Genomic DNA, 25,045 nt, shown 5'->3' on the forward strand with positions numbered 1-25,045 from the left:
CCCATTATTAAAAGGAGAATAGTTAGTCTTATGATGGTATCATTTAATATTAATTCCATTAAAGAATACTTTCCTAACCTGGAGATAAATAAAATACAGGTTAATAATGAAGGGTGGGACCATGAGGTAGTAATAGTTAACAATAATCTTGTTTTTCGATTCCCTAAAACAGAACATATTAGGGGTAAAATGGTAGTCGAAGAGTGTTTATTGAAAAATTTGAAAAGAATAATCACACAAATTTCTTTACCCAATTATAAAGTTATCAAAAATGATAAGGGTGTTCCTGTTTTTGGTTCATACAAATACCTAAATGGAAAGCCAATTAGTAGTATTAAATACAAGGAAACATTAAAATCAGATACTAACGCAAAAGCTATTGCAGATTTTTTGAGTGCACTACACAGCTTGGATTATTATCCTTTAAAAAAATTAGGTTTAGATTGTTCGTATAATAGAGAATACTGGATGGAACTTTATAATAAAATTGAGGGTACATTATTTAAATATTTAACGCAATGGCAGAAGGAAGATATTAGGTATTTGTTTGATAATTTCTTTAATAATAATCTGTATACTCATTATAAATCCGGCGTTATACATGGTGATTTAACTGACTCTAATATACTGATTGAAAAAAGTAAGGTAACTGGGATAATTGATTTTACAGATACACAAATTTTTGACCCGGCTTTTGATTTCGCGGGGTTTTATTGGGATTTGGGACCTGAGTTCACAGAGAAAATATTAAAATTTTATCACGGAAAGGAAAATATTGATAATTTATACTATAGGGTTAAACACTTTTATGGTATTCAACCAATATTTCATGAAATGTTGCATCACTTAGAACATGTTGAGAACTTTAATATTCAGGATTTTATGGAGAAATATAATAACTACCGTTGTATGTAAAGTAATATTAACATTGCCGATCGAATAAATTTTATTGTTTTCTTCGGTGAGCCAATGCAGGTTCCTATGGCTTTTTTTATTATAGCATGCTATCAAAAAGAGATGTTTGAGGATCTTGGACTTTTTCAGCAATTATTAAGAAGTAGGATACCTAAAGCTGTCATTTCGAAAGATTATACTCTTTTAATCCAAAAAAAGATGGTATAGTTCGGTCAGTCAGATGATCATGATTGCTGTTATTTAAACTACTTTAATGTAAGACATTTGAAATCCTATTTACTACAGAATTAAAACTTCTTTAAATTGTATCACGAATTCCATCACAAAAATTATGTTGCTGCTATAAATTTTATAAGATTGCTGAAGAACATTTACTTTTTATATCATTAAACCACCTGGAGAAAAGCACTAGAAATGTATTCGGCAGGTAAGTTTTACAAAGTATAAGTAGTCGTTGACGAAAATACAACTTACATCTATAGGAATATATTACAGATTTATCAGAAAAATTATTATCATTACAAAGGAAATTTTGAAATGAATAGAGAATCTCTAAAAAAGAACATTAAAGCTCATCAACAAATACTAAAAATGGCGGAGGCGTTATGATGAAAAAGTTATTTATCAGTTTAACAATTTTTTCTGTGTTATTCGCTGCCGGTTGGTCACTTGATAAAATTATTACTTCTAACACTTATCATGTAACAGAAAAGGCAATTACAATTTAAAAAGCCCCTCCATAGGGCTTTTTTATTTGAATATTTTTTCATTAGTTTGCCGGATGCTGTACCTGCTGCCCGTCGCGTGACATGTTTACCCTGAAGTAGCCTTTTTGAACGCCGTTTACGTCTCCTCAAATTTTTGATATTTTATAAAGTGCTGATAGTATTTTGTTCATTTTATACTTGTTTTGCGTTGAATCCTTACTAAAGTATATAATAATAAAAATTGCTGAAAGACTTTATAGAAGGACATGCCCTTTAGGCGCTATGTCATGAGAGGAATTGGATGAAAGATGAGTAAAAATTTCTGGCGTGATTTACCGCGGCCATTTTTTATATTAGCACCAATGGAAGAAGTGACAGATGTTGTGTTTCGTCATGTTGTGAGTGAGGCGGCGAGACCGGATGTGTTTTTTACAGAGTTTACGAACAGTGAGAGCTATTGCCATCCTGATGGCATTCAAAGTGTGAAAGGGCGTTTAACGTTTACAGAGGATGAGCAGCCGATTGTTGCTCATATTTGGGGAGACAAGCCTGAGAACTTTAGACAAATGAGCATTGGAATGGCGGAAATGGGATTTCAGGGACTTGATATTAATATGGGCTGTCCTGTCCCAAATGTCACGCAAAACGGAAAGGGCAGCGGCTTGATTCTTCGTCCAGACGTTGCGGCAGAGCTGATTCAAGCGGCAAAAGCAGGGGGATTACCTGTTAGCGTGAAAACAAGACTTGGTTTTACTGAGGTCGATGAATGGCGCGGATGGCTTAGACACATTTTGGAGCAAGATATTGTGAATTTATCAATCCATCTTCGCACAAGAAAGGAAATGAGCCAGGTGGATGCGCATTGGGAGCTCATTCCTGAGATCAAAAAACTTCGTGATGAAGTAGCACCGGATACTCTTTTGACGATCAATGGTGATATTCCTGATCGTCAAACAGGCTTAAAGCTCGCTAAGCAGTATGGAGTAGACGGCGTGATGATTGGGCGCGGAATTTTCCATAACCCATTTGCTTTTGAAAAAGAGCCGAAGGAGCATACAAGCGATGAACTGCTTGGTCTTTTAAGATTACATCTTGACCTTCATGATCAATATTCTTCATTAGGCTTGCGTCCATTCAAGGCGTTGCATCGTTTCTTTAAGATTTATGTAAAAGGATTCAGAGGAGCGAGTTTCTTAAGAAATCAATTAATGAACACATCATCAACAGATGAAGTGCGTGCCATGCTGGATGAATTTGAAGCGAGAAATCAAGAACAATCATGACCAACAAGAGGAGGAGGGGGAACCCTTCTCTTTTTTATTAAATAGAACTATTAAACTAGTTATCTTAAATGGTAAAATGAGATAGAAATAACAATTGGAGGTATTTTATTTGAAACCATTTTGGGATAAAGATAGAGAAAGCGAAGAAACATTTAAGAAAATCAATGAGAAAGACATTGCAGAAGCGGAAAAGAAGCTAGGCGTCATCTTGCCTGATACATATAAGCAACTGATCCTCGAACAAAATGGCGGGTATACCCTGCATAACGCTTTTCCAACGGATCAGCCGAATGGATGGGCAGAGGATCATGTGTCATTTGATCATTTAAGAGGAATTGCCAAAAATGAAGGCATTATGGATAGTGATTATTTAATAGAAGAGTGGGAATTGCCTGAGGGACTTGTGCTCATTTGTGGGGATGGTCATACGTGGATTGCATTGGATTACAGAGAAACAAAGGAGCATCCACCGATTCACTACTTTGATCTAGAAGATGAGACGGATTTCAAATTAGCGGATTCGTTTGATGAACTGATTGCTGGGCATTATACTGCTGAATAGGAAAAGGCAGCCGCTAGTAGATATAGTTCACTAAAACCGTTGTTATACAGTATTTTTTGAGAGAGACAAAAGAGTCTCTCTTTTTTTTCGAAGCAACATTGAATCTTTCTCCAAAACTGTATCTGTTATGTTTAAGTCTTATTATTCAATTGGTTCACTTTCCACTCACTAAATTTTCTGACGATAATATCTGCCACAATGTAAAATGGCAGAAAGCTGGAGTTGTCTACTTTGTTATATAAGAGAAACGGGGTGCTGCTTACATAGATGTTAAACATGGCATTTTGTGCAAGAAGGTTATTCCTTAATGTGGTCATGCTGATAAATTTGATATGTCTCGTTTTCACCAATTGAATGATTTCATCTAAATTCTTCGATTCACCCGATAAAGAAATGATAAATAAAAGGTCATCCTCACCAAATTCAATGATTCCATCTGTTAAATCCCGCTTGCTTCGTAATACTTGAGATTTCTTATGCAGTGACCATAGCTGCCGCTGTACATCATTGGCTAAATCAAGCTGTGCAGTTCCTGTCCCATAAATATAAATATACGGTGCACGATCAATCAGTTGATTTAATTGATGAAAGTCGAGCTGCTCCATATATTTTCTTGTCTGCCGGATATCTTGATCAAGCAGCTGCATTAAATCCTGTGTGGTCTCTTCAGTGAAAGCATTTAATTTCACATAAGACTTTAAGTCACTGTAGCCGTCAAACCCTATTTTCTTGGCAAGCCGATGGATGGATGAGATGGAAGTATGAGCATAACGGGCAAGGTCCTGAATTTTCATTGTCTTCATTTCTTCAAGATGATCATGGATCGTTTTAATAATGTGCAGGTCATTCTTATTTAAATCTTCGAAGTATTTATTAACCAGCTTGTCCAGTATCATGCGATGTGCCCTCCAACATGAAAATATTTTCTTCCTGTGAAAATATAATCTAATGTTACAACTTGATTTCTAAATACGTCAAACCTATTGGTTTTTGTAAGCGCTGCCTTTACAGTGATGTTATGGATCAAGCAAAGGGGTTATGCTTATGAATGCAATCAAGCGGTTTGGCAGTGCTATGGTAGTTCCTGTACTTTTATTCGCGTTTTTTGGTATTGTTGTCGGCCTCGCGACTTTATGTAAGAATCCAGCGATTATGGGGGAAATGGCTGGAGAAGGTACGATGTGGTACAAGGTTTGGTCACTGATTGAAAGCGGGGGATGGACGATTTTCAATCATATGGAATTAGCCTTTGTGATTGGATTGCCCATCTCACTTGCAAAAAAAGCGCAAGCACGTGCGACGCTCGCAGCTTTGATGATTTATCTTGTATTTAACAATTATATTCATGCTATTTTGACACTTTGGCCGTCTACTTTTGGCGTTGATTTATCGCAAGGTGTCGAGAACGTAGCGGGTGTAAAAGAAATTGCGGGTATACCTACGCTGGATACAAGTATCATTGGTGCGGTGATGATATCTGGAATCGTCATTTGGATCCATAATCGTTTTTATGATCAAAAGCTGCCTGAAATGCTTGGGATTTTCCAGGGGCTTGTATTTGTTGTCATCATCGGATTCTTTGTGATGATTCCTATTGCTTTTATCGTTGCTTTTGTATGGCCCTATGTTCAGCAGGGGATTCAATCTCTCCAAGGGTTCATGGCACAGTCTGGTTATATTGGTGTCTGGCTGTTTCATTTCTTGGAAAGGGTGTTAATTCCAACAGGACTTCACCATTTTATTTATACACCTTTTGAGTTTGGTCCAGCGGCTGTAAATGGGGGATTAAAACCATATTGGATTGCTCACTTAAATGAATTTGCGTCCTCCACTTCCGATTTGAAGGATCTTTATCCATACGGATTTTTATTGCATGGGAATATTAAGTTGTTTGGCTGTTTAGGGATAGCTTTAGCCATGTATTTTTCTACACCGAAAGAAAACAGAAAAAAGGTTTTGGCATTGGTATTACCCGCCACATTAACAGCGGTATTTGCCGGAATTACAGAACCGCTTGAATTTACATTCCTATTCCTCGCGCCTTATTTATTTGTGATACATGCACTTCTTGGTGCGACCATGGTGACAATCATGAATATGTTTGGTGTTGTCGGAATGATGGGTTCCGGGCTTATTGAAATAGCTGCATTGAACTGGATTCCGCTCTCTTCAAATCATGGAGGGACTTATCTGATCCAAGCGATGATTGGACTTCTTTTTACAGCCGTGTATTTTGTCATATTTAGATGGATGATTGTGAAATTCGATATTCCATTACCAGGACGAAAACATGAGGAGGAGACGAGGCTATATACAAAACAGGATTATGAGAATGCTCATAAAAAAGGTCATGACCAAAAAGAAGCGCCCGTTTATGCGTCTGAGTATGAAGAGAAAGCCGTGTATTTCTTAGAAGGCCTTGGCGGTAAAGAAAACATTAAAGATGTGACAAACTGTGCCACACGTCTGCGTATTACAGTGATGGACCCTAGCTTGGTGAAAGATAGGGACTACTTTACAAAAAATAAACTGGCCCACGGCATGGCGAAGAGTGGTCAAAGCATTCAAATCATTGTTGGCTTAAGTGTACCGCAAGTAAGAGAGTCCTTTGAGACAAAACTTTCATTAGATTAAAAAAGGAGCTGGATATGATGAAAAAATTTAATATTACCATCGCTGGAGGCGGAAGTACATTTACACCGGGGATCATTTTGATGCTGTTAGACTATCTAGATGAGTTCCCAATTCATACAATTAAACTCTATGATAATGATGAAGCTAGACAAAAGACGATTGCAGATGCATGTGAGATTATGTTAAAAGAACGAGCACCAGAAGTACGATTACTGGCAAGCACGGACCCAGAAGAAGCCTTTACTCAAGTCGATTTTGTGATGGCACATATTCGTGTCGGGAAATATGCAATGCGAGAATTAGATGAGAAAATTCCATTGAAGCATGGAGTCGTCGGACAGGAAACATGCGGCCCAGGCGGGATAGCTTACGGAATGCGGTCCATTCCAGGTGTATTAGAACTTGTCGATTATATGGAAAAATACTCACCTGAAGCTTGGATGTTAAACTATTCTAACCCTGCAGCGATAGTAGCAGAGGCAACACGTAAGCTAAGACCGAATGCCAAAATTTTAAACATATGTGATATGCCAATTGGCATCGAAGAATTAATTGCCAAAAATTTAGGCTTATCTTCGCGGAAAGAACTAGAAGTCGATTACTATGGTTTGAATCATTTTGGCTGGTGGACAGATATTCGAGATAAAGCAGGAAATAGCTTAATGCCTGAGGTGATTAAGCATGTAAGCCAGCATGGTTATGCAACAGATGGAACATCTGAGCTAGAACAGCAGAAGAGCTGGAACAGCACATTAAAAAAGGCCAAAGATATTCAAGCGCTTGATCCAAAAACGGTACCGAATACGTATTTGAAATACTATCTATTTCCAGATGAAGAAGTGGCACATTCAAATATCGAGTTCACGCGTGCCAATGAAGTGATGGAGGGGCGGGAAGCTTTTGTTTTTAGTGAATGTCAGGCCATCATTGATAAAGGAACTGCAAAGGAAACAAAGCTGACCATTGATGAGCACGCTTCCTATATCGTTGATTTGGCACGAGCCATTGCTTTTAATAAAAAGGAACGGATGCTGATGATCGTAGAGAACAATGGCGCTATTAGGAACTTTGATCCAACAGCCATGGTCGAAATTCCTTGTATTGTTGGCAGCAATGGTCCAGAAAAATTAGTAGTTGGAGAAATTCCTAGATTTCAAAAAAGTCTTATGGAGCAGCAAGTTGGCGTAGAAAAACTAGTAGTAGAAGCATTTGAAGAAGGGTCCTATCAAAAATTATGGCAGGCCATCACATTATCGAAAACGGTGCCGAGTGCTAAAGTAGCAAAAGATATTTTAGACGACTTAATTGTGGCAAATCAAGCATTTTGGCCAGAGTTAACATAACAAAAGAATAAGCAATATGGGCGTGACAGCGCTCATATTGCTTATTTGTTTTATCAACCGATGTATTGTAAAAGCCTCCTTACCAAAAGGGGGCCGCCATTCCCTTACTCTGCGCTCTCCTCAACCTCACGGCTATCCTCTGTTTCACCAATATAAATAGGGCCGTTTGCGTGGTCGATTCGGATTGGCCATTCGTACGGAATTTGAAGACGTCTAGCAATGGCTCTCCAGAATTTTGTGGAATCCATTTCGAATTCTTGAAAGTCTTTTAATAAGTCTTTGTAAGACGAGCCATCGAATTGAATGAACATATCTTGAAGGCGCATGAACGCGACATGTCTCACTTCAAGTGCTGCTGCGGCATCCATTTCTTCTTCTGTTGCTTCTCCGATGATTGTACCTGCGGGCGGAAGCATGTCGTATACGTTAAATTCCTCTTCTTCTTCGTGTGCTGCATTGTGCTGTTGATCTGACATTTTTCTTCACTCCTTCTCGTTCTCAATCAAAACTTTATTTCGTGCTTACTTCTATTATCGGAAGGAAATATGAAATGTGGAATGAAAAGTGGAGCAGATTCACAACTCTTGCTTTTTTCTCTTGAATCATCTATGATCAATTACAGATATAAAAGGTCTATAATAGATAGAAAGGAGTTTCCTCATGAAATATTCTAAAGCAACCAACTATGCGCTGCATACGATGGTGTTTTTAACTCTTGCACCAAAGGGTAAAGCGATTGGTGTTGAGCCTCTTGCTAAGATACAAGATCTTTCACCAACCTATTTATCCAAAATTTTAACAAAGCTTGTGAAGGCGGGATTGATTGAATCAACACCTGGTGCAAAGGGAGGTTATACCCTTATCAAACGAAAGGAAGACATTTCTTTTTTAGATGTCATTCAGGCTGTAGAAGGACAAACGAATTTATTTCGCTGCTCCTTAGAGCATGACTCCTTTATGCCTCATGATGGCTGTTTGATTGAACAAGTTATGCAGGATGTTGAAACGAAAATGCAGGAGACATTAAGTCAAAAACGGTTAATTGATATTGCGAGCCAAATTGAACAGACAGAAAAAAATCCATTTTTCAACATGTGATTTTTTTGAACTAATTATAGATATTAAGAGTCTTTAAAATCTTGAATAGAAAAGGAGAGATTGATATGTTATTAGATTGTGCCATTATCGGAGGCGGGCCAGCCGGATTAAGTGCAGCACTTGTTGTAGGGAGAGGCAGAAAGCAAGTCATTGTATTTGATGATGAGCTGCCAAGAAATCGAGTGACGCAGGAATCACATGGATTTATTACAAACGATGGAATGACACCGTTTGAGATCAGACGAGCGGGAGAGGCAGATCTTCAAAAATACCCTAATATCAAAATCAAACGAAGTCGAATTGTTGATATACAAAAGAAAGAGGAAAGATTTACTTTACTAACACACGAGGGGGATACATTCAAAGCGAAAAAAATCATTTTAGCAACAGGTCTTCAGGATATACTGCCAGAGATCGAAGGAATTCATGATGTGTACGGAAAAACGTTGTTTAGCTGTCCTTTCTGTGATGGATGGGAATTAAAGGACAAAGCACTTGCCCTCATTGCAGAGAGTCAGCGAGCCTTGCATATGGCTAAGCTTCTTTCCAATTGGACAAAGGATTTGATCGTGTTTACGAATGGGCACGTGTTGGCTGAAGAGGACAAGGTACTTCTGACGGCACATTCTATTCAAGTCATTGATGTGCCAATTGTGTCGATTGATCATGACAATGGGCAGCTGCGCTCTCTCCAGCTTGCAAATGGGGAGACAGTGGAAAGGGAAGGCGGTTTTGTCGCAAGTGAATTCAAGCAGTCAGCCCCATTTGCCGAAAAGCTTGGCTGTCAAATGACGAAGAATACGGGTATTGAAACAGATATCCTTGGACGTACAACCGTCAGTGGTGTCTTTGCATGTGGTGATAATCTAGGCGGTCCTGCTCAGTTAGTTCTCGCAGCAGCAGCTGGAAGCCAGGCAGGAATGGGTGTCATTCATGAACTGGTGCAAGAAGAGTTTCAAGAAAAAACATCTCTATGAAAAGAGATGTTCAGCGATGAACGGTTTTCTGTTTTGCTAAGACGTGAGCTGTCCATTCAAAAAGTGCGTAGATGACAAAGAAGATCAGGATCCAGCTGCTGACATCGACCCATACATTGGTGATCTGAATGATGTTCGCCTGATCAAGTCCAGCCTGTATCCACATGGTGATCAGTGCTGTAAGGAACACTTGTAAAAACCATTTTGATGTTTTCAATTGACCACACCTCCATCTCTTTCTATCATATAAGAAATGACAGTTTATTTCCAATTTGTTTCCCTATATGTTTCAACGGTAAAATGAAAAATAAAACGAGTGAAAGGAAAGCAAATGAGTGATCAAACAAATATGTTTCTAAAAAATCATTTTCCTCATCTTATCCTCACGCCGCCTCTTTTTTATGAGTGGCCTATTGGACTTCGGTTTGAAGTGGCAGATTGGTCATTAGGAAAAGAATCGATTGTATTAGAAAAAGCGGGAGATCGTGCTTTAGAGATTGTGAAATATGTTTTTGATCCAGAAGACGAGATGCTGCTTGTGACGGATGTGTATACAGATCATGAACATGAATTAACGAAACGTAAGCTCCTTGTCTATCAAAAATATGTGCATCGGCAAGTGAGGAACAGATTGCGCCACGAGCTTTTGACTTATGTACGTCCAGAAGTAGAAGATTCACTGACATTAGAGAGATTTACACTCAAATGTCAGCTGCAAGACATTCGATTGCGTCCGCTTCTCCATGCGATGTGCCAGGAGGACTTCTATGCACCGAATCAAATCTTGAAGGGAAAACTGGGGTATGAAATTTACCTAATGAATCTCTCAAAAAAATGATTTTTCACTTATATGATGATCGAGGCTGTGATCTCATTGCGGCAGATGCTGAGCGTCTACGTCCAGTCTATGAAGGCTTACAGCACTGGCTATTAGACTATGATCGTCCTAAGATGGACCGGCTGTTTGCAGCCAAATAAAAAAACCGCACTTTCGACAAGTGCGGCTTCTTTTTATGCTTCTACTTTATTGAAGAACTGTGGCAAATATTCTTTGTGAGCTTCTAGCATTTCATCTAGGATGCTTTTTGCAATGGCATCTGATGGGACAAGCGGGTTGATGGTCATTGCGACAAGAGCTGTGTTGTAATCGCCTGTCACGGCTGCTTCAGCAGCTACACGTTCAAAGGATTTAATTTGAGAAATAAGTCCTTTGACAGCGACCGGCATTTCACCAACAGCGATTGGTTTAGGACCGTCTTTTGTGATCACACAGTTGAGTTCAACCGCAGAATCATTTGGAATGTCACTAATAGCCCCGTTATTAATGGTGTTTACAGGCTGAATGTCATGCTTGTCGTTATAAATGGATGCAATCAAGTTGCAAGCCGCATCACTGTAGTAGGCACCGCCTCGTTTTTCAAGCTGTGGCGGCTTGATGTCGAGATCAGGGTCTTTGTAAAGCTCGAACAAATCATTTTCTAATGCGCGAACGACTTCAGCACGTGTTCCTTCATTTGCTGCTGCTTTCTTTTCCTCAGCCAGCATATCACTTGTTTTGTAGTAGTAACGGTGATACGGACAAGGAATGACGCCAAGCCCTTTTAAGAAATCAGCATCCCACGGAATCGCTTGAATGTTGTTCATCGACATGCTGGAGTTTGGATCAGCCATGTCTTCGATGACTTGATCCATGATGCTTTTGCCATCTAAGAATACATTGAGTCCAAAGACCATATGGTTTAATCCAGCAAAGCTGACTTCGACTCTGCTTGCGTCGACACCAAGCCCTTTGGCGATTCCCATGCGAATGCCGATCGGCACGTTGCATAAACCAACGACTTTACGATGGTTTGAATAACGAAGAACGGCTTCAGTGACCATACCAGCTGGATTTGTGAAATTCACAAGCCATGCATTCGGGCAAAGTTCTTCAATATCTTTGACAATATCAAGAATGACAGGAATGGTGCGAAGTCCTTTGAATAGACCTCCTGGACCATTTGTTTCTTGACCAATGACATCATATTTTAAAGGAATGCGTTCATCCTTCATACGTGCTTCAAGAAGTCCGACACGGAATTGTGTTGTGACAAAATCAGCATCTACAAGAGCTTTCCTGCGATCTAATGTTAAATGAACCTCGATTGGGAGCCCTGCTTTTTTGACCATGCGTTTTGCAAGATTTCCGACGATCTCAAGCTTTTCTTTTCCCGCTTCAATATCAACGAGCCAAAGCTCGCTAATCGGAAATTCATCGTATCGTTTAATAAATCCTTCTACAAGCTCTGGTGTATAGCTTGATCCTCCGCCAATTGTGACAACCTTTAATCCTTTTGCCATGTTCTGCACCTCCGAATAATGTAACGCGCAATGTTATAATAGAGAAAAGTCTTTTTTCTTGTTTGTACATCTATAGCTTATCGTGAGAGCATCATGTGCGTAAATGACTTCAGCGTCTTTAGGCAAGGGTGCCCTATTTAGAGATTTGTTACATAAAAGAAACACATTGTGACATGTAGTTGGAGAAAGGGGAAGTCAGATGTTTTCAAGTGAGGTCATTTCCAGCTTTAATGAACTAGAAAGCGCTTTATACCGATATATCATGGAAAACAGTGAAAAGGTCGTGTACATGAGAATTCGAGATCTTGCAGATGCTGCACATATTTCCACCTCGTCTGTCCTTCGCTTTTGCCGAAAAGTAAATTGTGAAGGCTTTTCAGAGTTTAAAGTGAAGCTCAAAATGTATTTAGAATCAGAGCAGACACCTTCTTTAAAAAGCACTCAGCACTTTCTATATGAATTTATTGAACGAACATTGAAGGGAGACTTTGAGGGGAAAATTAAGGAGGCCGCGAAGCTCATTGCTGAGGCAAAAAATGTGCTGTTTATCGGAACTGGCAGTTCTGGCATTTTGGCGCAGTATGGGGCGAGGTACTTTTCAAGTCTTGAGAAATTTTCATTTTACATCAATGATCCGTTTTTTCCGATGAATATGCAGTATTTAGACAATAGTGTCACCATTGTGCTGTCTGTATCAGGAGAGAACAGTATTACAATTGATCATATTTCGAAGTTAAAAAGGGAAGGCAGCAAGATCATTAGTATTACGAATAACCAGCACTGCACGATTTCGCGCATTTCAGATTTAAATATTGCCTACTACGTCACAGATGAACGGGTCCACAGAGCCAATATCACCACACAGACGCCAGTTGTGTATATTTTAGAAGCCATGGCCCGTAACATGTTTGCGATGTTAAAAGAAAAGTAAAAGAGCCGCTGCATACATCAGCTGCTCTCTTTTTTCTGCTTCATAAAAGCAAGGATGGCAATGCCGGAACAAACGAGCACAAATAGACCGCCCAGTAAATACACAGACCTCGCCCCGTATACATCTGCAATCAATCCAACAAAGAAAATAGATAAACCGACCGATACTGAAGAAAGGACGTAGTGAGCCGAATACACCTTTGATAAATCATGTACTGGCGTTTCCGTTTGAAGAATGGTTTGCTGCGAAACATCTCGGATTTGGTAGGCAGGCCCCATCAAAATACAAAGCACCAAAGCAAGCCACGGCAGGCTGTTCAGTGAATAAACAATGGTCAGCACTGCATAAATGAATGAACCAGCTGCCATAAAGAGGAGAAGCTTTTTTTGAATAAACTGACTCATCCATGCAGCTAAGAGCCCGCCTATGATGGCACCTGTATAATAAGCGGCATTGATAAATCCCCACCATTCCTCACCTTGCTTTAAATCATGGGTGACAAAGGCAAGCGTAATTGCCCCGATCCACACAGCACCCGCAATATTTTCACAAACATCCATAAAGGTCAGGGTGCGCACCGTTTTATTTCTCCAAATGATCGTCCAGCCATCTTTGAAGCTGTTCATCTTATTTGCTTTTCGAACCGTCTCTTCTTGCTTAAGAAGAGGAAAGACAGGGATGAATAATAGATAAGACAACACAATCATGATACAGGTGATCCACATTAAATAAAATGGCCCGATCCATAGGACGAGTATTCCAGTGAACGAATAACCGGCGATTTGAACCATTTGATGGAAAATGGAGGCTGTACTGTTTGCTTTTACAAGCTGATTTGCTGGTACAAGCATCGGCATGATGGCCTGCATTAAAGGACTGATGAACCCGCCTGTGAGGGAAATCAAAATAAGCGCACTAAACAACCAGACCATATGCTGCTGAAAGAAATGAAATTGGGCTGTAAACACGATGAGCACCCCAAGACGTAAAAGCGGGACCCATTTCAATAGCCGGCCAGCTTGAAAGTAATCGGTTAAAACAGGAGAGAAGAGCCCAGCCAATAGCTGGCATATTGTTCTAATCAGCGGAAATACAGCCGCATAGGCAACAGATTGTGTATCTTGATAAATGACAAACGTGATCGTCATCACAAATAAAATATCACTCAGCATGAGAAGGCTTTTACTGCTTGTATAACACCAAAACTTGTTTCCCATATCAAACCGGCTCCTTTTCAAAAACAAGTTCAGTATAGCATGGTGATGGTGTGTCCAGAGGTTTTTCATTGAAAAATACATCTTAAGGATGAGAAGATTGTGATAAGCTAAATGAAGGACATTGTAAGGAAAGGGGTTCAATCGATTGAAAAAATTACCGGCACATGACTTTTTGGACAAACATGGCATCCCATATGAGGTCAAAACATTTTCTGCCGAAACAGAAAAGGGAGCAGCAAATGTAGCGGCAGCTCTTGGTTTTCGTGAAAGACAAATGATTAAAACATTGATTTTTGAAACAGGAGAAGGAGAGCAGCTGCTTGTGATGGTTGGCGCTGACCAGCATATTAAGTCAGGGAAACTCAAGAAAGCGGCCGGCTCCCGTAATATTAAAATGGCTTCACCGGAGAAGGTTCTTGAAGTGACGGGCTATCGAATTGGTTCGATTCCGCCGTTTTGCTGGCAGCCAGAAGGATTCCGCACCATTATTGAGGCTTCGTTATTAGAAGAGGAAATATTAGGTGTTGGGGCAGGCGAATGGGGAAATGAAATCCTCATCACCCCAGAACAATTAGTGAAAGCCTCAAAAGCTGTACCGTTTGACATCGTGCAGCCAGCTGAATAGAGAAAAAAAGTGCCTGTTTCAGAAGCAGGCACTTTTTTAATTGGCAGCAGGCGTAGTAAATGGACCGATACCTTTCATTTGCAGGAAGGCATCCACGGTTCTATTTTCTTCAAGATCATTCGCCCGTTTGCACACAACAACCGGTCTGACGATCTCAATGCCTTCAATGTACACGCGCCCAATTTCTTGCCGCTTGAGACTGCCGTGAACCGCATCACGGGGAACAAGTGTGATGCCATATCCAGCTTTGATCATTTGAATCGCTTCATGAACACCGCTGAATTGTAAATCAACGGTCGGTTTTTTGATTCCTTTCGAGGTAAAAAGAGAAAAGAGCTTATCTCTTGTGGAACTGCCTTCTTCACGCATCAAAAAAGGCTCCTGACTCAGGCGCTCCAGCGGGACGGTTTTTCCGTTTAACGGATGGTCTGCCGGCACAATAAAATCATAGCTTAAATTCGTTAAATGAGAAGTGAGAATCTCCTCATGGTGCAAATCCTCGATCACAGCGATGGCTACATCTGATTCATATTGAAGCAGGCTCTCTAAAACTTGAGCGGAGTTTCCACTTTTTAATTCAATTTCTGTCTGTGGTGAAGATGTTTTAAAAGCAGCAAGCCAATCTGGCAGTAAAAAGTTGAGTGGTACATAGGTGGAAGCGATGCGGAGCCGCCCCTTTTTTCCGTTTTGTAAAAGTGTGATCTGATATTCTACTTCTTTTTCAGCCTCGAACACTTGCCGGGCATAAGGGTATAGAATTTTCCCCATTTCCGTAAGTGTAATGCCTCTGCCATTTCGTTTAAAAAGACGAAAACCGATCTCACTTTCAATGCTTCTAAGCTGAGCCGTCACAGCTGGCTGTGTCAAAGATAGCACGTCTGCTGTTTGTGTAACGCTTTTTGTCTCTGCGACCTTTGCAAAAATCCGAAGGGCATGTAAATTCAACTTTGCACCACCTATCAATTATTTTGATGGTTTAATCAAAAACATTCATTAGATTTATTATAAGGCATCCCTTATTGTAAAGATAGCGAAGGGGGAAGGGAAAATGGATCATCGTCAAAAGCAAGTGGTGTCAATATCACTTATCACAGCATTTGCACTGATTGGGGATTCAATGCTTTATATTGTTCTTCCGATCTATTGGAAAGAGGTTGGTTTATCATCTATTTGGGAGGTCGGGCTGCTGCTGTCCATTAACCGATTCATCCGCATTCCGCTAACACCTGTCGTTTGGTGGCTTTATCGGTTTGTCCCAATGAAGACTGGTGTATTGATCGCTATTTTGATTGCGTCCGTGACCACAGTGCTTTATGGTGTGAGCGGTTTTTGGCTCCTGCTGATTTGCCGCTGCGCTTGGGGGCTGGCATGGACGTTATTGCGTATGAGTGGAATGAGATTAATTGCTGAGATGGAGGAAAGCTCTCAAGGGCATTATACGGGCATTTATAATGGGCTTTACCGGCTTGGCAGTTTATTCGGCATGTTATTTGGCGGAATATTCGCCAGCCTGATCGGCTTCCAGTCCATGACGCTTGTTTTTGGTTTACTCTCATTACTAGGGATCATTTTTTATGTCTCTTTGGATGAGATTGAAAAGGGAGAAGAGGGGCAGGTGTATCAAGTCATCAAACAGAGGTGGCTTGCACGGGATGTTGTAAAAGTATTAATCACAGGTATGCTGATCGCACTTGTGATCCAAGGGTTATTCGCATCAACACTCAGCCATGTCATTGAAGCAAGGATCGGTCATGGAGAATTTGCTCTGTTCGGCTTTGTCATCGGAGCTTCGGCTTTAAGTGGAATCATTCAAGCGCTCAGATGGGGGTGGGAACCATTTGTCGCACCGAAAACGGGCAGATGGTTTGATGGGCTTGTGATGAAGGAACGAACGCTTTGCTGGATGTTTCTTTCATTTGGAGGTCTCAGTTTTCTAGCGGTCATGCTGAAGGTAAGCGGCTGGTTTCTTGTGATGCTGCTTTTGATCCAGCTGCTCTCAACAATCTTAACGACATTAACGGATACGCTTGCTTTTCAAAAAGCGTCTGCTCAAACAGATAAAAACCGCTTCCTCGCAAGCTATTCCTTTGTTCAAGATATGGGAGCGGCTTTAGGACCCTTGTGCGGGTATACGATGATTCAGTTTTTTGGATCAAGCAGCGTCTTTTGGCTGATGCTCATCATAAGCTTATTGCTTGTCAGCATGTGGGCAAGAGGCAGGGAGCTGCATGTTACTTCTGATCCAGCTTAATAAATCAAGCGTTATACAAAGAAACTGCCTCATGCGCTGAATGCAAGAGGCAGTCGTGTCTTTTTATTCTAGATCTGAATCATAGGCTTTTTGCGTCAGCTGGCTGACCACCTCTTTTAACCCATTTGGTTTATGAAACTCAACAGGTGTACTTCCTTTTTCGAAGACGATTTGATCTGCTTCAACGAGTACGACATATCGATTGTTGAGCTTTGCAATATGGATTGAGTGGCCAAAGTCTGCTAGAAGACCTTTGATTTCCGTTTCGCCTAGACGCATTTTCATTGTGATATCAGGGGTTTGTTCAACAATATGGGAGGCCGCTTGTGTGACCTGCTCTGTATCGAGTGTTTCTCTAATTTCTCGCTTTTCACTCGCTTCCCATATTTCAAGATCCTCTTCAAACTGCTTTAATTCTTCACTTTCATCCTGTAATGTTTCAAAAACCTGTTCCTGTACCATATTCATAACCTGTGATTTCATGATTTCAGGCATGGATTCACCGTATTCGACGAACTTCAAAAAGTCTTCAAAATAACGAGCGTGTGAAGATTGGTGAATTTTCACTTCAGCTTCTTCAGTCATTCCCTCTTCTGGCATAAACGGGTATTGAATCGATTTCATGTTTTTTGTCGTAATAGCCATTTCGACTTTTCTAATCAAGGTAGATGTATCAGCGATAGAAGCCACTTTTTGTTCGAAATCGCATTTCATAATAAAGACAAAGGAATCATCGAAATACTTTTTAGGAACAGCAGAAGCAACTAAAAAAACGCCGCCTCTGACAGCACTTGTATCTAAATATGTGCGAACAAACTGTTCACTGCATTCATTAAACAATTCTTTTGTATCTGCAAATCTCGTTTGATGAAATAGGTTGTAGTTTGGATTTGAATCAAGCTCATGACCAGGCTCTACAATAAATCGGCCAATTTTGGTCGGTACTTGTTCAGATTTAGGGTGTCGGTCCACTTTTCGTTTGACGATTTTTTTCAGCTCACCGTCTAAAAAGTCCTTCAGCTCACTTTGTTCAAATTCCTCTTGATCTAGTGTTTGATAATGTTTAAATCGTTTATTTGCTTGTTCATCTTTGCCTTCGATTTCCACGACAAAGAATGATAGAAAACGTATCGTAAAATCCATTGATTGGTCACCACTTTTTCTTCTTCGGATATGTTGAGTATAGAAAAAGGAGTGAAAATCGTCAACGAATGGAGAAATATCGTGTCATTATTTCCCGAGAAATGTTTATTGAAAAACACTTGATAATAATTATCATTCTTGATAGAATGGTAAAAGAAAAGAAGGAACCTGCCAGTTCCTTCATCTCAGAGAAAAATAGATTATTTTGTTTCAAATGTTTCGCAATCAGTTTCAGCATTGCGAGTCACTTCAGTCATCGTGTTTTTACCGATTTTAATGGTAGAAGCGGTACAGCTGTTTTCAGCCCAAAAACGGCAAGAGTTCACTTCACAAAGAACGTTTTGTGCCAAGGGAATTCACCTCCGTGATTCATATTGAGAATGAAACAAGCTGCCACTTGAATTCATTCAATCTAGTAGTCTCTTTGTAGAAAGAGGCTGTTTGTGCTGGTTATGCACATGTTTATCATACCATCTACCCTGAAAATATACAATTTAAACTTTGGAAGAGCGAGAATATGAATCTCGCTCTTTTTTTATTTGTAAAAATAGTTAAATGCTAGGTGGCACACTCTCTCATTTCGACATATGAATAGAGTAGATTCAAAACCTGATGTCGGACAAAGTATGGGGGTACATGTACTGATTTTCCGCATAAAGATAGGGTTTTTAATCAAAAAATCTTCATAGAGAGATGAGGGGAGAAGATGAAAGCAGTCATTCTCTGCGGAGGAAAGGGAACGAGAATGAGTGAGGTCACACAAGCGCTTCCTAAACCACTTGCTATGATCGGAGATCGGCCTATTCTATGGCATATTATGAAAATCTATCAGTATTACGGTGTAGACGAATTTATCCTATTGCTTGGATATAAAGGAGAGAAGATCAAAGAGTACTTTCTGAACTACGACTGGCAGCATCACAGCATGCAGCTCGATATGGCGACAGGAGAAATGAAGCTTTTAGGGAAAAAGGAGAACTGGAAAATCACCTTTTTAGATACAGGTGAAGATACGATGACAGGCGGACGTTTAAAGCAGGCACAGGATTACATTGGTGATGAGACCTTTATGATGACGTATGGTGATGGACTGGCCAATATCAATATGTTTCATTTGCTGAAACGTCATCAGGATCTTGGAGCAGCTGCGACTGTCACAGGCATTGAAAAGAAGTCCCAGTACGGGACACTGAAGGTGTATAACGGGATGGCACAATCCTTCTCTGAGAAGACAGACAGTATCGGGATGATCAATGGAGGATTTTTTGTGTTGTCTCCAAAGGTATTTGATTATTTGACAGATGATGATCAATGCGTGTTTGAAGCGGAGCCTCTTCAAAACCTGGCGGATGATGGAGAGCTTGCCGTTTATGAGCATCACGGATTTTGGACAGCAATTGATACGTATAAAAACCTGAAGGAAATCAACGACATGTGGACAGATGGAAAACAACCATGGAAGGTTTGGTGACAGCATGAGCGGATTTTGGAATGGAAAGAACGTATTTGTAACTGGATGTACAGGGCTGTTAGGGAGCTATCTCGTTAAGGAATTGATTGATCAAGGGGCAAACGTGACTGGACTTGTGCGTGATCAGGTGCCTCGATCGAATTTATATCAAGGCAGTCAATTTGAAAAAATGAATGTGGTGCAAGGCGCATTAGAGGATATGCAGACGATTGAACGTGCGTTAGGAGAATATGAAATTGACACTGTCTTCCACTTGGCTGCCCAAGCCATTGTTGGAGTCGCAAATAGACATCCTGTTTCTACATTTGAAGCGAATATCTTAGGGACATGGAATGTGCTGGAGGCTTGCAGAAGACAGCCGCTGATCAAACGAGTGATCGTGGCATCAAGTGACAAAGCCTACGGTGATCAAGAGCAGCTGCCATACGATGAAGACATGCCGTTAAACGGGAAACATCCGTATGATGTTTCGAAGAGCTGTGCAGATCTCATTTCTCATACGTACTACAACACATATGGTCTTCCGGTTTGTATTACACGCTGCGGTAATTTATATGGAGGCGGAGATTTGAATTTCAACAGAATCATTCCGCAAACGATTCAGCTTGTGTTAGAAGGAAAGGCGCCGGAAATTAGAAGTGACGGGACATTTATTCGTGATTATTTCTACATTGAAGATGCAGTGAAGGCTTATTTACTGCTAGCTGAGAAGATGGAGGAAAAAGGGCTGGCGGGAGAAGCCTTTAACTTTAGTAACGAAATTCAGCTGACAGTGCTTGAGCTTGTGGATAAGATTTTAAAGGCAATGGGAAGTGAACTGAAGCCTCGTATTCTCAACCAAGGAACACATGAAATTAAGCATCAATATTTGTCAGCAGAGAAAGCGAGAAAGCTGCTTGATTGGAAGCCTGATTACTCCATTGATGAAGGCTTAGAGAAGACGATTGAATGGTACCGCGAATTCTTTCAAAAATAGAGGTGTAAAAAGATGAACAGCATATATTGTACGGTTCTTTCAAGTGGAAGACTTTATCAAGCCATTGCGTTTTTCTTATCGTTGAAGCAAGTAGAAGATGATGCTGTCATCAAGACGTTATGCATGGATGATGCTGCATTTGATTTGCTTCATCAAATGAATTTTCCGCATGTGGATCTTGTTCATGTACGGGAGCTCGAAACACCAGAGCTGCTGGAGAAAAAAGAGGAACGGGATGCATCGGAATATTGCTGGACCTTAAAGCCTATCTGGATTGAGTGGTTATTTGAACAGGAGCAGGCAGAGAGCGTGACCTATCTTGATGCGGATTTGTTCTTTTATGAGAGCCCTCAGGTTATTTTTCAACATCAGCCGAATGCTTCTGTTTTAATTTCGAGAGGGGATATTGTCATTCCAAGCTTTGATGCAGAGGAAGTGAAGATGCTTCAGAAGCTTTTAGGACGCTATAACTCAGGCTTTCTGCATTTTAAAGGAGATGAAGCCGGACGAAAATGCCTCAGCTGGTGGAAAGAAGAATGCTTAAAAGAATGTAAAAATGCACCGGGAGAAGGCAAGTTTGGCGATCAAGGATATCTAGATCATATGCCGAGGCTGTTTGACAAAGTAGAAGATATTGAGACAAAAGGCGTGAATATTGGTCATTGGAACTATGGGCAGCATTCTTATCGGGAGGAGAATGGACGTATTCTTCTGGAGGATGGGCACCCGCTCATTTGCTATCATTACAGCGGCTTTCGGATTGTGAGCAAGGATGAGATGCAGCAAATTCATGAAAAAGGACGAAATGACCTGCCGTTTTTCCAAGAAGCCTATCGGCAAGTGCTTCGCCATGTGATTGAATCTGTGGAGCAGGTCGATCCGCTGTTTAACGGCTATGCCAAACGGGAGGAGGATGACGCATGAACGAAAAGCCAAAGGTAAGCGTCATTATTCCAAGCTATAATGCCAAAGAGCGTTTAGAAGGAAGCCTTTTTTCATTAACGCTTCAGGAAACAGATATTCCATTTGAGGTCATTGTTGCCGATAATGGCTCAACGGATGGCACGATGGAAATGCTCGAGAATATTGAGGTGAACTTCCCATTTAAAAAGGTGCGTATTCCTGTCAATCAAGGGATTGCAAAGGGGCGTAATCATGCCATTCGCGAGGCGGAGGGAGATCTGCTCATTTTTCATGACAGTGATATGCTGGCAGAACCGAGATTTATTCAAAAGCATGCAGAGGCTCATGCTGACAGGGAGGATCTTGTCATTTGCGGTGTGTGCTGGAAGCGGATTTATCGCTATTTTTACAAAGCGTTTGATAAGGATCATATGAAGCGGTTGAAAAAGCAAGGACTGTATAAACGGAAAATGGAGGACAAAACACCTCTTTTATCATTGGAAGAAGTCGAAAATGGTGCATTTTTAGAGAAAAGCTTCGATTTGCAGTCTGAGTTTATTGATATTCTGAAAGACATTTTGGAAACGTACCACTATGATTTAGGTTCTTATGAGCTGCCATGGCGATTTTTTATTACAAATAACTCCTCTGTTAAACGTAAGCATGTCATGGCACTAGGGATGTTTGATGAAAATATCGTTCGGTACGGATTTGAGGATTATGATTTAGGGATTCGATTGAATCAACTTGGTCTCTCCTTTGAATTGCGAGAGGATATCATGAGTGTGCATCAAGAGCATCCAAGTAATTTAACATCATTTGATGACATCAAATACAACATTTTGTATATGTGTGAGAAGTATAACAATATTGATTCCATTGATGTCCACTTGGCTTTCTCTGGTCCGTTTTCTCACACTGTGACAAATGATATTGTGAAAGAAGTTCGGCAGCTGCGTGAGAATCCAGCATTTGATGACCTGTTATCCTATTTTTTAGAGCTGCTTCATTTGATCACAGAACGGAATGTAGGCATCAAGCGGGATAAAAAAGATATGTTGACAGCCAAGCATGTTCCTTTGAAAAAGCTGGCAGAAGCGTCGCAGCTTGCACGTGAGGAGTATGGCTGCATGGTGCTTGTAGAAGCCATTCAAGGGCTGACGAAAGAGCTGTTGCGCGTTGATTTGTTCCAAGTGGATGTGTTGTAAATGGCGTCTTATCACTTTACAACCATTGTGTCGAATACCCATGTTTTTAAGCTTTTGGCGCTGATTCATTCGCTTGAACAAAACGCGCATGCCTTCAAGCTGTCCGTTTTATGTGCAGACCCTTTGGCTTATAAGGTATTAAAGGAGTTCCCTCATCCGCATGTTCAATATGAACAGCTTGAGGACATTGAAGATGATACGCTGCGAAAGGCAAAAGAAGATCGAACGTTTCATGAGTATTGCTGGACATTAAAGCCTGCTTTTCTGCTCAACATTCTTGATTCCTCAGATGCAGATTATCTTGCCCATCTGGATACGGATTTGTATTTTTATCATGATCCAGAGGCGATTTTTGCAGAGAATCCAAGCGCTCATTTATTTTTGACGGATCATATGAATTCCAAGCGGTTCTATCATTTTTATGAGTTGTCTGGCCGCTTTAATACTGGGTTTGTAGGCTGCCGTAACACAGATGTGGCCAAACAGGCAGTCACGCAATGGAAAGAAAACTGTCTTGCCCATTGTACAGTAGAAATGGATACAGAAAAAAAGACGTACGGAGATCAGCGGTATGTGGAAAGATGGATTGATGATTTTAAAGGGGTTCATATCGTTGCATCTAAAGGAGCCAATGCGGCGATTTGGAACATTGAAAACTACAAGCTTTCAGTTGTAAAAGGAGATATGTATCTCGACGAATGTCCACTCTTGTTCTATCATTTTTCTGCCTTTACGATCATTGACGAGAATACCTTTAACCTTAATTGGTATTACTATATGAAAGAACAGAAGCTTGTGGATCATTTGTATATTCCGTATGCCGACTTGGTTCATCAAAAGATTAAACAGGTGCAAAAGGTATTTCCAGAATTTAAGCAAGGATTTATTGCAAGGAAGCATGTTCCTGACACGCATTTTTATGAGAGATGAAAAAACCGCTCATTTATTGAGCGGTTTCAGCGTGTAGACAAACCCTCGCATTCGGTGTCACTCCTGTGCGCTGGTGCTCACGAATAACATATTCGCTCCGCAAAAGTAGCTGTCCTTCCTAGACTGCAAAGGTTTTCTATCACGCTGAAAAGAAGACAAAGGGCTAAAATACACATCATTTTATCCCTTTGTCAACAATCGGAAAAAACCGCTCATTATTGAGCGGTTTTCTTTTTATGATTCATTCCATTTGGAGATGGTTTGGTCGCTGGGAAGTAAGAAGGCTAGGATGCCTAATATCGGTAAAAAGGCAACACCGATCATGGTAGGCGTTAAGCCGAAGGCATCAATGAATGAGCCGAGGGCAACCGATCCGATTGCACCCATACCAAACGCAAGCCCAACAGTTAAACCAGACATTGTGCCAATTTTCCCGGGAAATAGTTCTTGGGCATAAACCACGGTGACAGAGAAGCTTGATGTCAAAATGAGCCCAATCAGCCCGAGTAAAACATAAGCAAAAACCGGTCCGGCAAATGGCAGCAGCAGGGCAAGCGGGAAGGATGCCAATAAGGAAACTAAAATCACGTTTTTCTTGCCAAAGCGGTCTGCAAGCGGCCCGCCTAAAAATGTCCCAATTGCACCTAGAATAAGAAATAAGAAGATATAAGTCTGTGATTCTTTAATCGTCAAACCGTATTGTTCAATCGCATAAAATGCATAGAAATTCGAAATGGCATTTCCATACCAAGAGCGGGCGAAGATGAGAAAGACGATAATGCCAAGTGCAATGAGTGCTGATTTACGATGAATATCAGATCTGACTGCTTTTGCAGGAGCTTTTTTCGCTTCGGCCCGAATGGTTTGAAGCCTTCCTGCGTACCATCTTGAAATATAAAGAAGGAAACCAACCGCCAACATTCCAACAATCGTAAACCAAGCCACGCCTGTCTGACCGAGCGGGACGAGCATTAATGCAGCGATAAGCGGAGCAAAGGCTTGACCTGTATTCCCGCCTACTTGATAGATGGACTGGGCAAGACCTCGTCTTGGACCAGCTGCCATGTTGGCAACACGGGAGCCCTCTGGATGGAAGATCGCAGAGCCGAGTCCGATAAAGACAACGCAAAGCAGGATGGTGGCAAACGACGGAGCAAACGCGAGTCCGAATATACCGACAGCACTTGAAAATAAAGCAATCGGAAGTGCATAAGGCATCGGTCGTTTATCTGTGTACCACCCAATAGCTGGCTGCATCACGGAGGAGACCATATTTAATGTAAAAGCAATCAGCCCTAATTGTGTAAAGGTCAGCCCCATTGAGCGTTCCAATATAGGGAACATCGCAGGAATAACGGCTTGTAATGTGTCGTTCAGCATATGACAAATACCAATAATCAATAAGATGGGATAAACCGTTGAGCCGGTAACAGAATGTTGAGGTTTATTCTTTGTACGAGCAGCAATGGCCAATGAGACTTCCTCCCTTCATTTATCTGTTTTCTGTTTTTTGCATTCTTCTCATTTTATT

The 25,045-nt window shown here is 40.8% G+C and carries 23 protein-coding genes and 2 pseudogenes; 16 read left to right on the forward strand and 9 right to left on the reverse strand.

The window, feature by feature from the left end:
• Nucleotides 1-30: 30 nt before the first annotated feature.
• From NSQ76_RS03975 to NSQ76_RS03985, 3 genes and pseudogenes are all read left to right on the forward strand, one after another.
• The gene (locus NSQ76_RS03975; protein WP_268416009.1) at nt 31-915 is read left to right on the forward strand and encodes a phosphotransferase; all 885 of its coding nucleotides are present in this window, start codon (nt 31-33) and stop codon (nt 913-915) included.
• Between the two features lie 1,015 nt (nt 916-1,930).
• Nucleotides 1,931-2,905 carry a tRNA dihydrouridine synthase gene (locus NSQ76_RS03980; RefSeq protein ID WP_151863219.1) on the forward strand — a complete coding sequence of 325 codons (975 nt, stop codon included), beginning with the start codon at nt 1,931-1,933 and terminating at the stop codon, nt 2,903-2,905.
• Between the two features lie 109 nt (nt 2,906-3,014).
• A pseudogene (locus tag NSQ76_RS03985) lies at nt 3,015-3,464 on the forward strand (SMI1/KNR4 family protein); the annotation flags it as partial.
• 134 nt (nt 3,465-3,598) lie between these two features.
• Here NSQ76_RS03985 and NSQ76_RS03990 read toward each other — a convergent pair.
• Entirely contained in the window at nt 3,599-4,363 is a 765-nt protein-coding gene (locus NSQ76_RS03990) for a MurR/RpiR family transcriptional regulator (protein WP_024424557.1), read from the reverse strand.
• Nucleotides 4,364-4,511: 148 nt separating this feature from the next.
• Here NSQ76_RS03990 and NSQ76_RS03995 point away from each other — a divergent pair, with 148 nt between their 5' ends.
• The gene (locus NSQ76_RS03995) at nt 4,512-6,101 is read left to right on the forward strand and encodes an alpha-glucoside-specific PTS transporter subunit IIBC (RefSeq protein WP_341052572.1); all 1,590 of its coding nucleotides are present in this window, start codon (nt 4,512-4,514) and stop codon (nt 6,099-6,101) included.
• 17 nt (nt 6,102-6,118) lie between these two features.
• Nucleotides 6,119-7,444 carry a 6-phospho-alpha-glucosidase gene (locus NSQ76_RS04000; RefSeq protein WP_025092656.1) on the forward strand — a complete coding sequence of 442 codons (1,326 nt, stop codon included), beginning with the start codon at nt 6,119-6,121 and terminating at the stop codon, nt 7,442-7,444.
• A 104-nt stretch (nt 7,445-7,548) separates the two neighbouring features.
• Here NSQ76_RS04000 and NSQ76_RS04005 read toward each other — a convergent pair whose 3' ends face one another.
• A complete protein-coding gene (locus tag NSQ76_RS04005) occupies nt 7,549-7,920 on the reverse strand; it encodes a hypothetical protein (RefSeq protein ID WP_024426669.1) in 372 nt (123 codons plus the stop codon).
• Nucleotides 7,921-8,104: 184 nt separating this feature from the next.
• On the opposite strand from NSQ76_RS04005, the gene NSQ76_RS04010 reads away from it, so the two are divergent.
• Together NSQ76_RS04010 and NSQ76_RS04015 are read left to right on the forward strand one after the other, a co-directional pair.
• Nucleotides 8,105-8,542 (forward strand): Rrf2 family transcriptional regulator, encoded by a 438-nt coding sequence (locus NSQ76_RS04010; RefSeq protein ID WP_024426668.1) that lies wholly within the window; start codon nt 8,105-8,107, stop codon nt 8,540-8,542.
• A gap of 65 nt (nt 8,543-8,607) precedes the next feature.
• Nucleotides 8,608-9,519, forward strand: coding sequence for an NAD(P)/FAD-dependent oxidoreductase (locus NSQ76_RS04015; protein ID WP_280149833.1), 912 nt, complete (start codon nt 8,608-8,610; stop codon nt 9,517-9,519).
• A gap of 10 nt (nt 9,520-9,529) precedes the next feature.
• Here NSQ76_RS04015 and NSQ76_RS04020 read toward each other — a convergent pair whose 3' ends face one another.
• Entirely contained in the window at nt 9,530-9,736 is a 207-nt protein-coding gene (locus NSQ76_RS04020) for a hypothetical protein (RefSeq protein ID WP_149125901.1), read from the reverse strand.
• Nucleotides 9,737-9,868: 132 nt separating this feature from the next.
• On the opposite strand from NSQ76_RS04020, the pseudogene NSQ76_RS04025 reads away from it, so the two are divergent.
• Nucleotides 9,869-10,497: pseudogene (locus tag NSQ76_RS04025) on the forward strand (DUF3885 domain-containing protein).
• Between the two features lie 33 nt (nt 10,498-10,530).
• On the opposite strand, the gene NSQ76_RS04035 reads toward NSQ76_RS04025, so the two are convergent.
• Nucleotides 10,531-11,859, reverse strand: coding sequence for a 6-phospho-beta-glucosidase (locus NSQ76_RS04035; RefSeq protein ID WP_024424565.1), 1,329 nt, complete (start codon nt 11,857-11,859; stop codon nt 10,531-10,533).
• Between the two features lie 199 nt (nt 11,860-12,058).
• Between NSQ76_RS04035 and NSQ76_RS04040 the strand changes: the two genes are divergently transcribed.
• Complete coding sequence (locus NSQ76_RS04040; RefSeq protein WP_025092658.1) at nt 12,059-12,790, forward strand: MurR/RpiR family transcriptional regulator; 732 nt, start codon at nt 12,059-12,061, stop codon at nt 12,788-12,790.
• A 17-nt stretch (nt 12,791-12,807) separates the two neighbouring features.
• Here the strand turns inward: NSQ76_RS04040 and NSQ76_RS04045 are convergent, their stop codons facing one another.
• Nucleotides 12,808-14,007, reverse strand: a complete 1,200-nt coding sequence (locus tag NSQ76_RS04045) for an MFS transporter (protein ID WP_025092659.1) — start codon at nt 14,005-14,007, stop codon at nt 12,808-12,810.
• 145 nt (nt 14,008-14,152) lie between these two features.
• Between NSQ76_RS04045 and NSQ76_RS04050 the strand changes: the two genes are divergently transcribed.
• On the forward strand, nt 14,153-14,632 hold the full coding sequence (locus tag NSQ76_RS04050; protein WP_024426664.1) for an aminoacyl-tRNA deacylase: 480 nt from the start codon (nt 14,153-14,155) through the stop codon (nt 14,630-14,632).
• A gap of 36 nt (nt 14,633-14,668) precedes the next feature.
• On the opposite strand, the gene NSQ76_RS04055 is transcribed toward NSQ76_RS04050, so the two are convergent.
• On the reverse strand, nt 14,669-15,577 hold the full coding sequence (locus tag NSQ76_RS04055) for a LysR family transcriptional regulator (protein WP_024424569.1): 909 nt from the start codon (nt 15,575-15,577) through the stop codon (nt 14,669-14,671).
• Nucleotides 15,578-15,680: 103 nt separating this feature from the next.
• Between NSQ76_RS04055 and NSQ76_RS04060 the strand changes: the two genes are divergently transcribed.
• Nucleotides 15,681-16,883 (forward strand): MFS transporter, encoded by a 1,203-nt coding sequence (locus NSQ76_RS04060; protein ID WP_025092660.1) that lies wholly within the window; start codon nt 15,681-15,683, stop codon nt 16,881-16,883.
• 63 nt (nt 16,884-16,946) lie between these two features.
• Here the strand turns inward: NSQ76_RS04060 and NSQ76_RS04065 are convergent, their stop codons facing one another.
• Both NSQ76_RS04065 and NSQ76_RS04070 read right to left on the reverse strand, forming a co-directional pair.
• The gene (locus NSQ76_RS04065; protein ID WP_024426661.1) at nt 16,947-18,026 is read right to left on the reverse strand and encodes a DUF3900 domain-containing protein; all 1,080 of its coding nucleotides are present in this window, start codon (nt 18,024-18,026) and stop codon (nt 16,947-16,949) included.
• Nucleotides 18,027-18,226: 200 nt separating this feature from the next.
• The gene (locus NSQ76_RS04070) at nt 18,227-18,376 is read right to left on the reverse strand and encodes a DUF1540 domain-containing protein (protein ID WP_073204211.1); all 150 of its coding nucleotides are present in this window, start codon (nt 18,374-18,376) and stop codon (nt 18,227-18,229) included.
• Between the two features lie 356 nt (nt 18,377-18,732).
• On the opposite strand from NSQ76_RS04070, the gene rfbF reads away from it, so the two are divergent.
• The 5 genes from rfbF to NSQ76_RS04095 are packed head-to-tail and all read left to right on the forward strand — an operon-like array spanning nt 18,733 to nt 23,514.
• Entirely contained in the window at nt 18,733-19,497 is a 765-nt protein-coding gene (gene rfbF, locus NSQ76_RS04075; protein WP_024424573.1) for a glucose-1-phosphate cytidylyltransferase, read from the forward strand.
• Between the two features lie 4 nt (nt 19,498-19,501).
• Nucleotides 19,502-20,473 carry a GDP-mannose 4,6-dehydratase gene (locus tag NSQ76_RS04080; RefSeq protein ID WP_025092661.1) on the forward strand — a complete coding sequence of 324 codons (972 nt, stop codon included), beginning with the start codon at nt 19,502-19,504 and terminating at the stop codon, nt 20,471-20,473.
• Nucleotides 20,474-20,485: 12 nt separating this feature from the next.
• Complete coding sequence (locus tag NSQ76_RS04085) at nt 20,486-21,397, forward strand: putative nucleotide-diphospho-sugar transferase (protein ID WP_024426658.1); 912 nt, start codon at nt 20,486-20,488, stop codon at nt 21,395-21,397.
• Complete coding sequence (locus tag NSQ76_RS04090) at nt 21,394-22,584, forward strand: glycosyltransferase family 2 protein (protein WP_025092662.1); 1,191 nt, start codon at nt 21,394-21,396, stop codon at nt 22,582-22,584. The genes NSQ76_RS04085 and NSQ76_RS04090 overlap by 4 nt, the downstream gene beginning before the upstream one ends.
• Nucleotides 22,585-23,514, forward strand: coding sequence for a putative nucleotide-diphospho-sugar transferase (locus NSQ76_RS04095; protein ID WP_034623085.1), 930 nt, complete (start codon nt 22,585-22,587; stop codon nt 23,512-23,514).
• Nucleotides 23,515-23,748: 234 nt separating this feature from the next.
• On the opposite strand, the gene NSQ76_RS04100 is transcribed toward NSQ76_RS04095, so the two are convergent.
• Nucleotides 23,749-24,987 (reverse strand): MFS transporter, encoded by a 1,239-nt coding sequence (locus tag NSQ76_RS04100; protein ID WP_034623086.1) that lies wholly within the window; start codon nt 24,985-24,987, stop codon nt 23,749-23,751.
• Nucleotides 24,988-25,045 lie beyond the last annotated feature (58 nt).

The sequence above is a fragment of the Bacillus sp. FSL M8-0256 genome, from assembly GCF_038005765.1.
Taxonomy (GTDB): Bacteria; Bacillota; Bacilli; order Bacillales; family Bacillaceae; genus Bacillus; species Bacillus safensis.

Excerpts from the sequence above, each read along its gene's own strand:
- NSQ76_RS04085 (WP_024426658.1), top strand. The coding sequence starts at position 20,486 with ATGAACAGCATATATTGTACGGTTCTTTCAAGTGGAAGACTTTATCAA.
- NSQ76_RS04090 (WP_025092662.1), top strand. The coding sequence starts at position 21,394 with ATGAACGAAAAGCCAAAGGTAAGCGTCATTATTCCAAGCTATAATGCC.
- NSQ76_RS04005 (WP_024426669.1), bottom strand. The coding sequence starts at position 7,920 with ATGTCAGATCAACAGCACAATGCAGCACACGAAGAAGAAGAGGAATTT.
- NSQ76_RS04095 (WP_034623085.1), top strand. The coding sequence starts at position 22,585 with ATGGCGTCTTATCACTTTACAACCATTGTGTCGAATACCCATGTTTTT.
- NSQ76_RS03980 (WP_151863219.1), top strand. The coding sequence starts at position 1,931 with ATGAGTAAAAATTTCTGGCGTGATTTACCGCGGCCATTTTTTATATTA.
- NSQ76_RS04080 (WP_025092661.1), top strand. The coding sequence starts at position 19,502 with ATGAGCGGATTTTGGAATGGAAAGAACGTATTTGTAACTGGATGTACA.
- NSQ76_RS03990 (WP_024424557.1), bottom strand. The coding sequence starts at position 4,363 with ATGATACTGGACAAGCTGGTTAATAAATACTTCGAAGATTTAAATAAG.
- NSQ76_RS04035 (WP_024424565.1), bottom strand. The coding sequence starts at position 11,859 with ATGGCAAAAGGATTAAAGGTTGTCACAATTGGCGGAGGATCAAGCTAT.
- NSQ76_RS04010 (WP_024426668.1), top strand. The coding sequence starts at position 8,105 with ATGAAATATTCTAAAGCAACCAACTATGCGCTGCATACGATGGTGTTT.
- NSQ76_RS04015 (WP_280149833.1), top strand. The coding sequence starts at position 8,608 with ATGTTATTAGATTGTGCCATTATCGGAGGCGGGCCAGCCGGATTAAGT.
- NSQ76_RS04040 (WP_025092658.1), top strand. The coding sequence starts at position 12,059 with ATGTTTTCAAGTGAGGTCATTTCCAGCTTTAATGAACTAGAAAGCGCT.
- NSQ76_RS03975 (WP_268416009.1), top strand. The coding sequence starts at position 31 with ATGATGGTATCATTTAATATTAATTCCATTAAAGAATACTTTCCTAAC.
- NSQ76_RS04060 (WP_025092660.1), top strand. The coding sequence starts at position 15,681 with ATGGATCATCGTCAAAAGCAAGTGGTGTCAATATCACTTATCACAGCA.
- NSQ76_RS04045 (WP_025092659.1), bottom strand. The coding sequence starts at position 14,007 with ATGGGAAACAAGTTTTGGTGTTATACAAGCAGTAAAAGCCTTCTCATG.
- NSQ76_RS04000 (WP_025092656.1), top strand. The coding sequence starts at position 6,119 with ATGAAAAAATTTAATATTACCATCGCTGGAGGCGGAAGTACATTTACA.
- rfbF (WP_024424573.1), top strand. The coding sequence starts at position 18,733 with ATGAAAGCAGTCATTCTCTGCGGAGGAAAGGGAACGAGAATGAGTGAG.
- NSQ76_RS04065 (WP_024426661.1), bottom strand. The coding sequence starts at position 18,026 with ATGGATTTTACGATACGTTTTCTATCATTCTTTGTCGTGGAAATCGAA.
- NSQ76_RS03995 (WP_341052572.1), top strand. The coding sequence starts at position 4,512 with ATGAATGCAATCAAGCGGTTTGGCAGTGCTATGGTAGTTCCTGTACTT.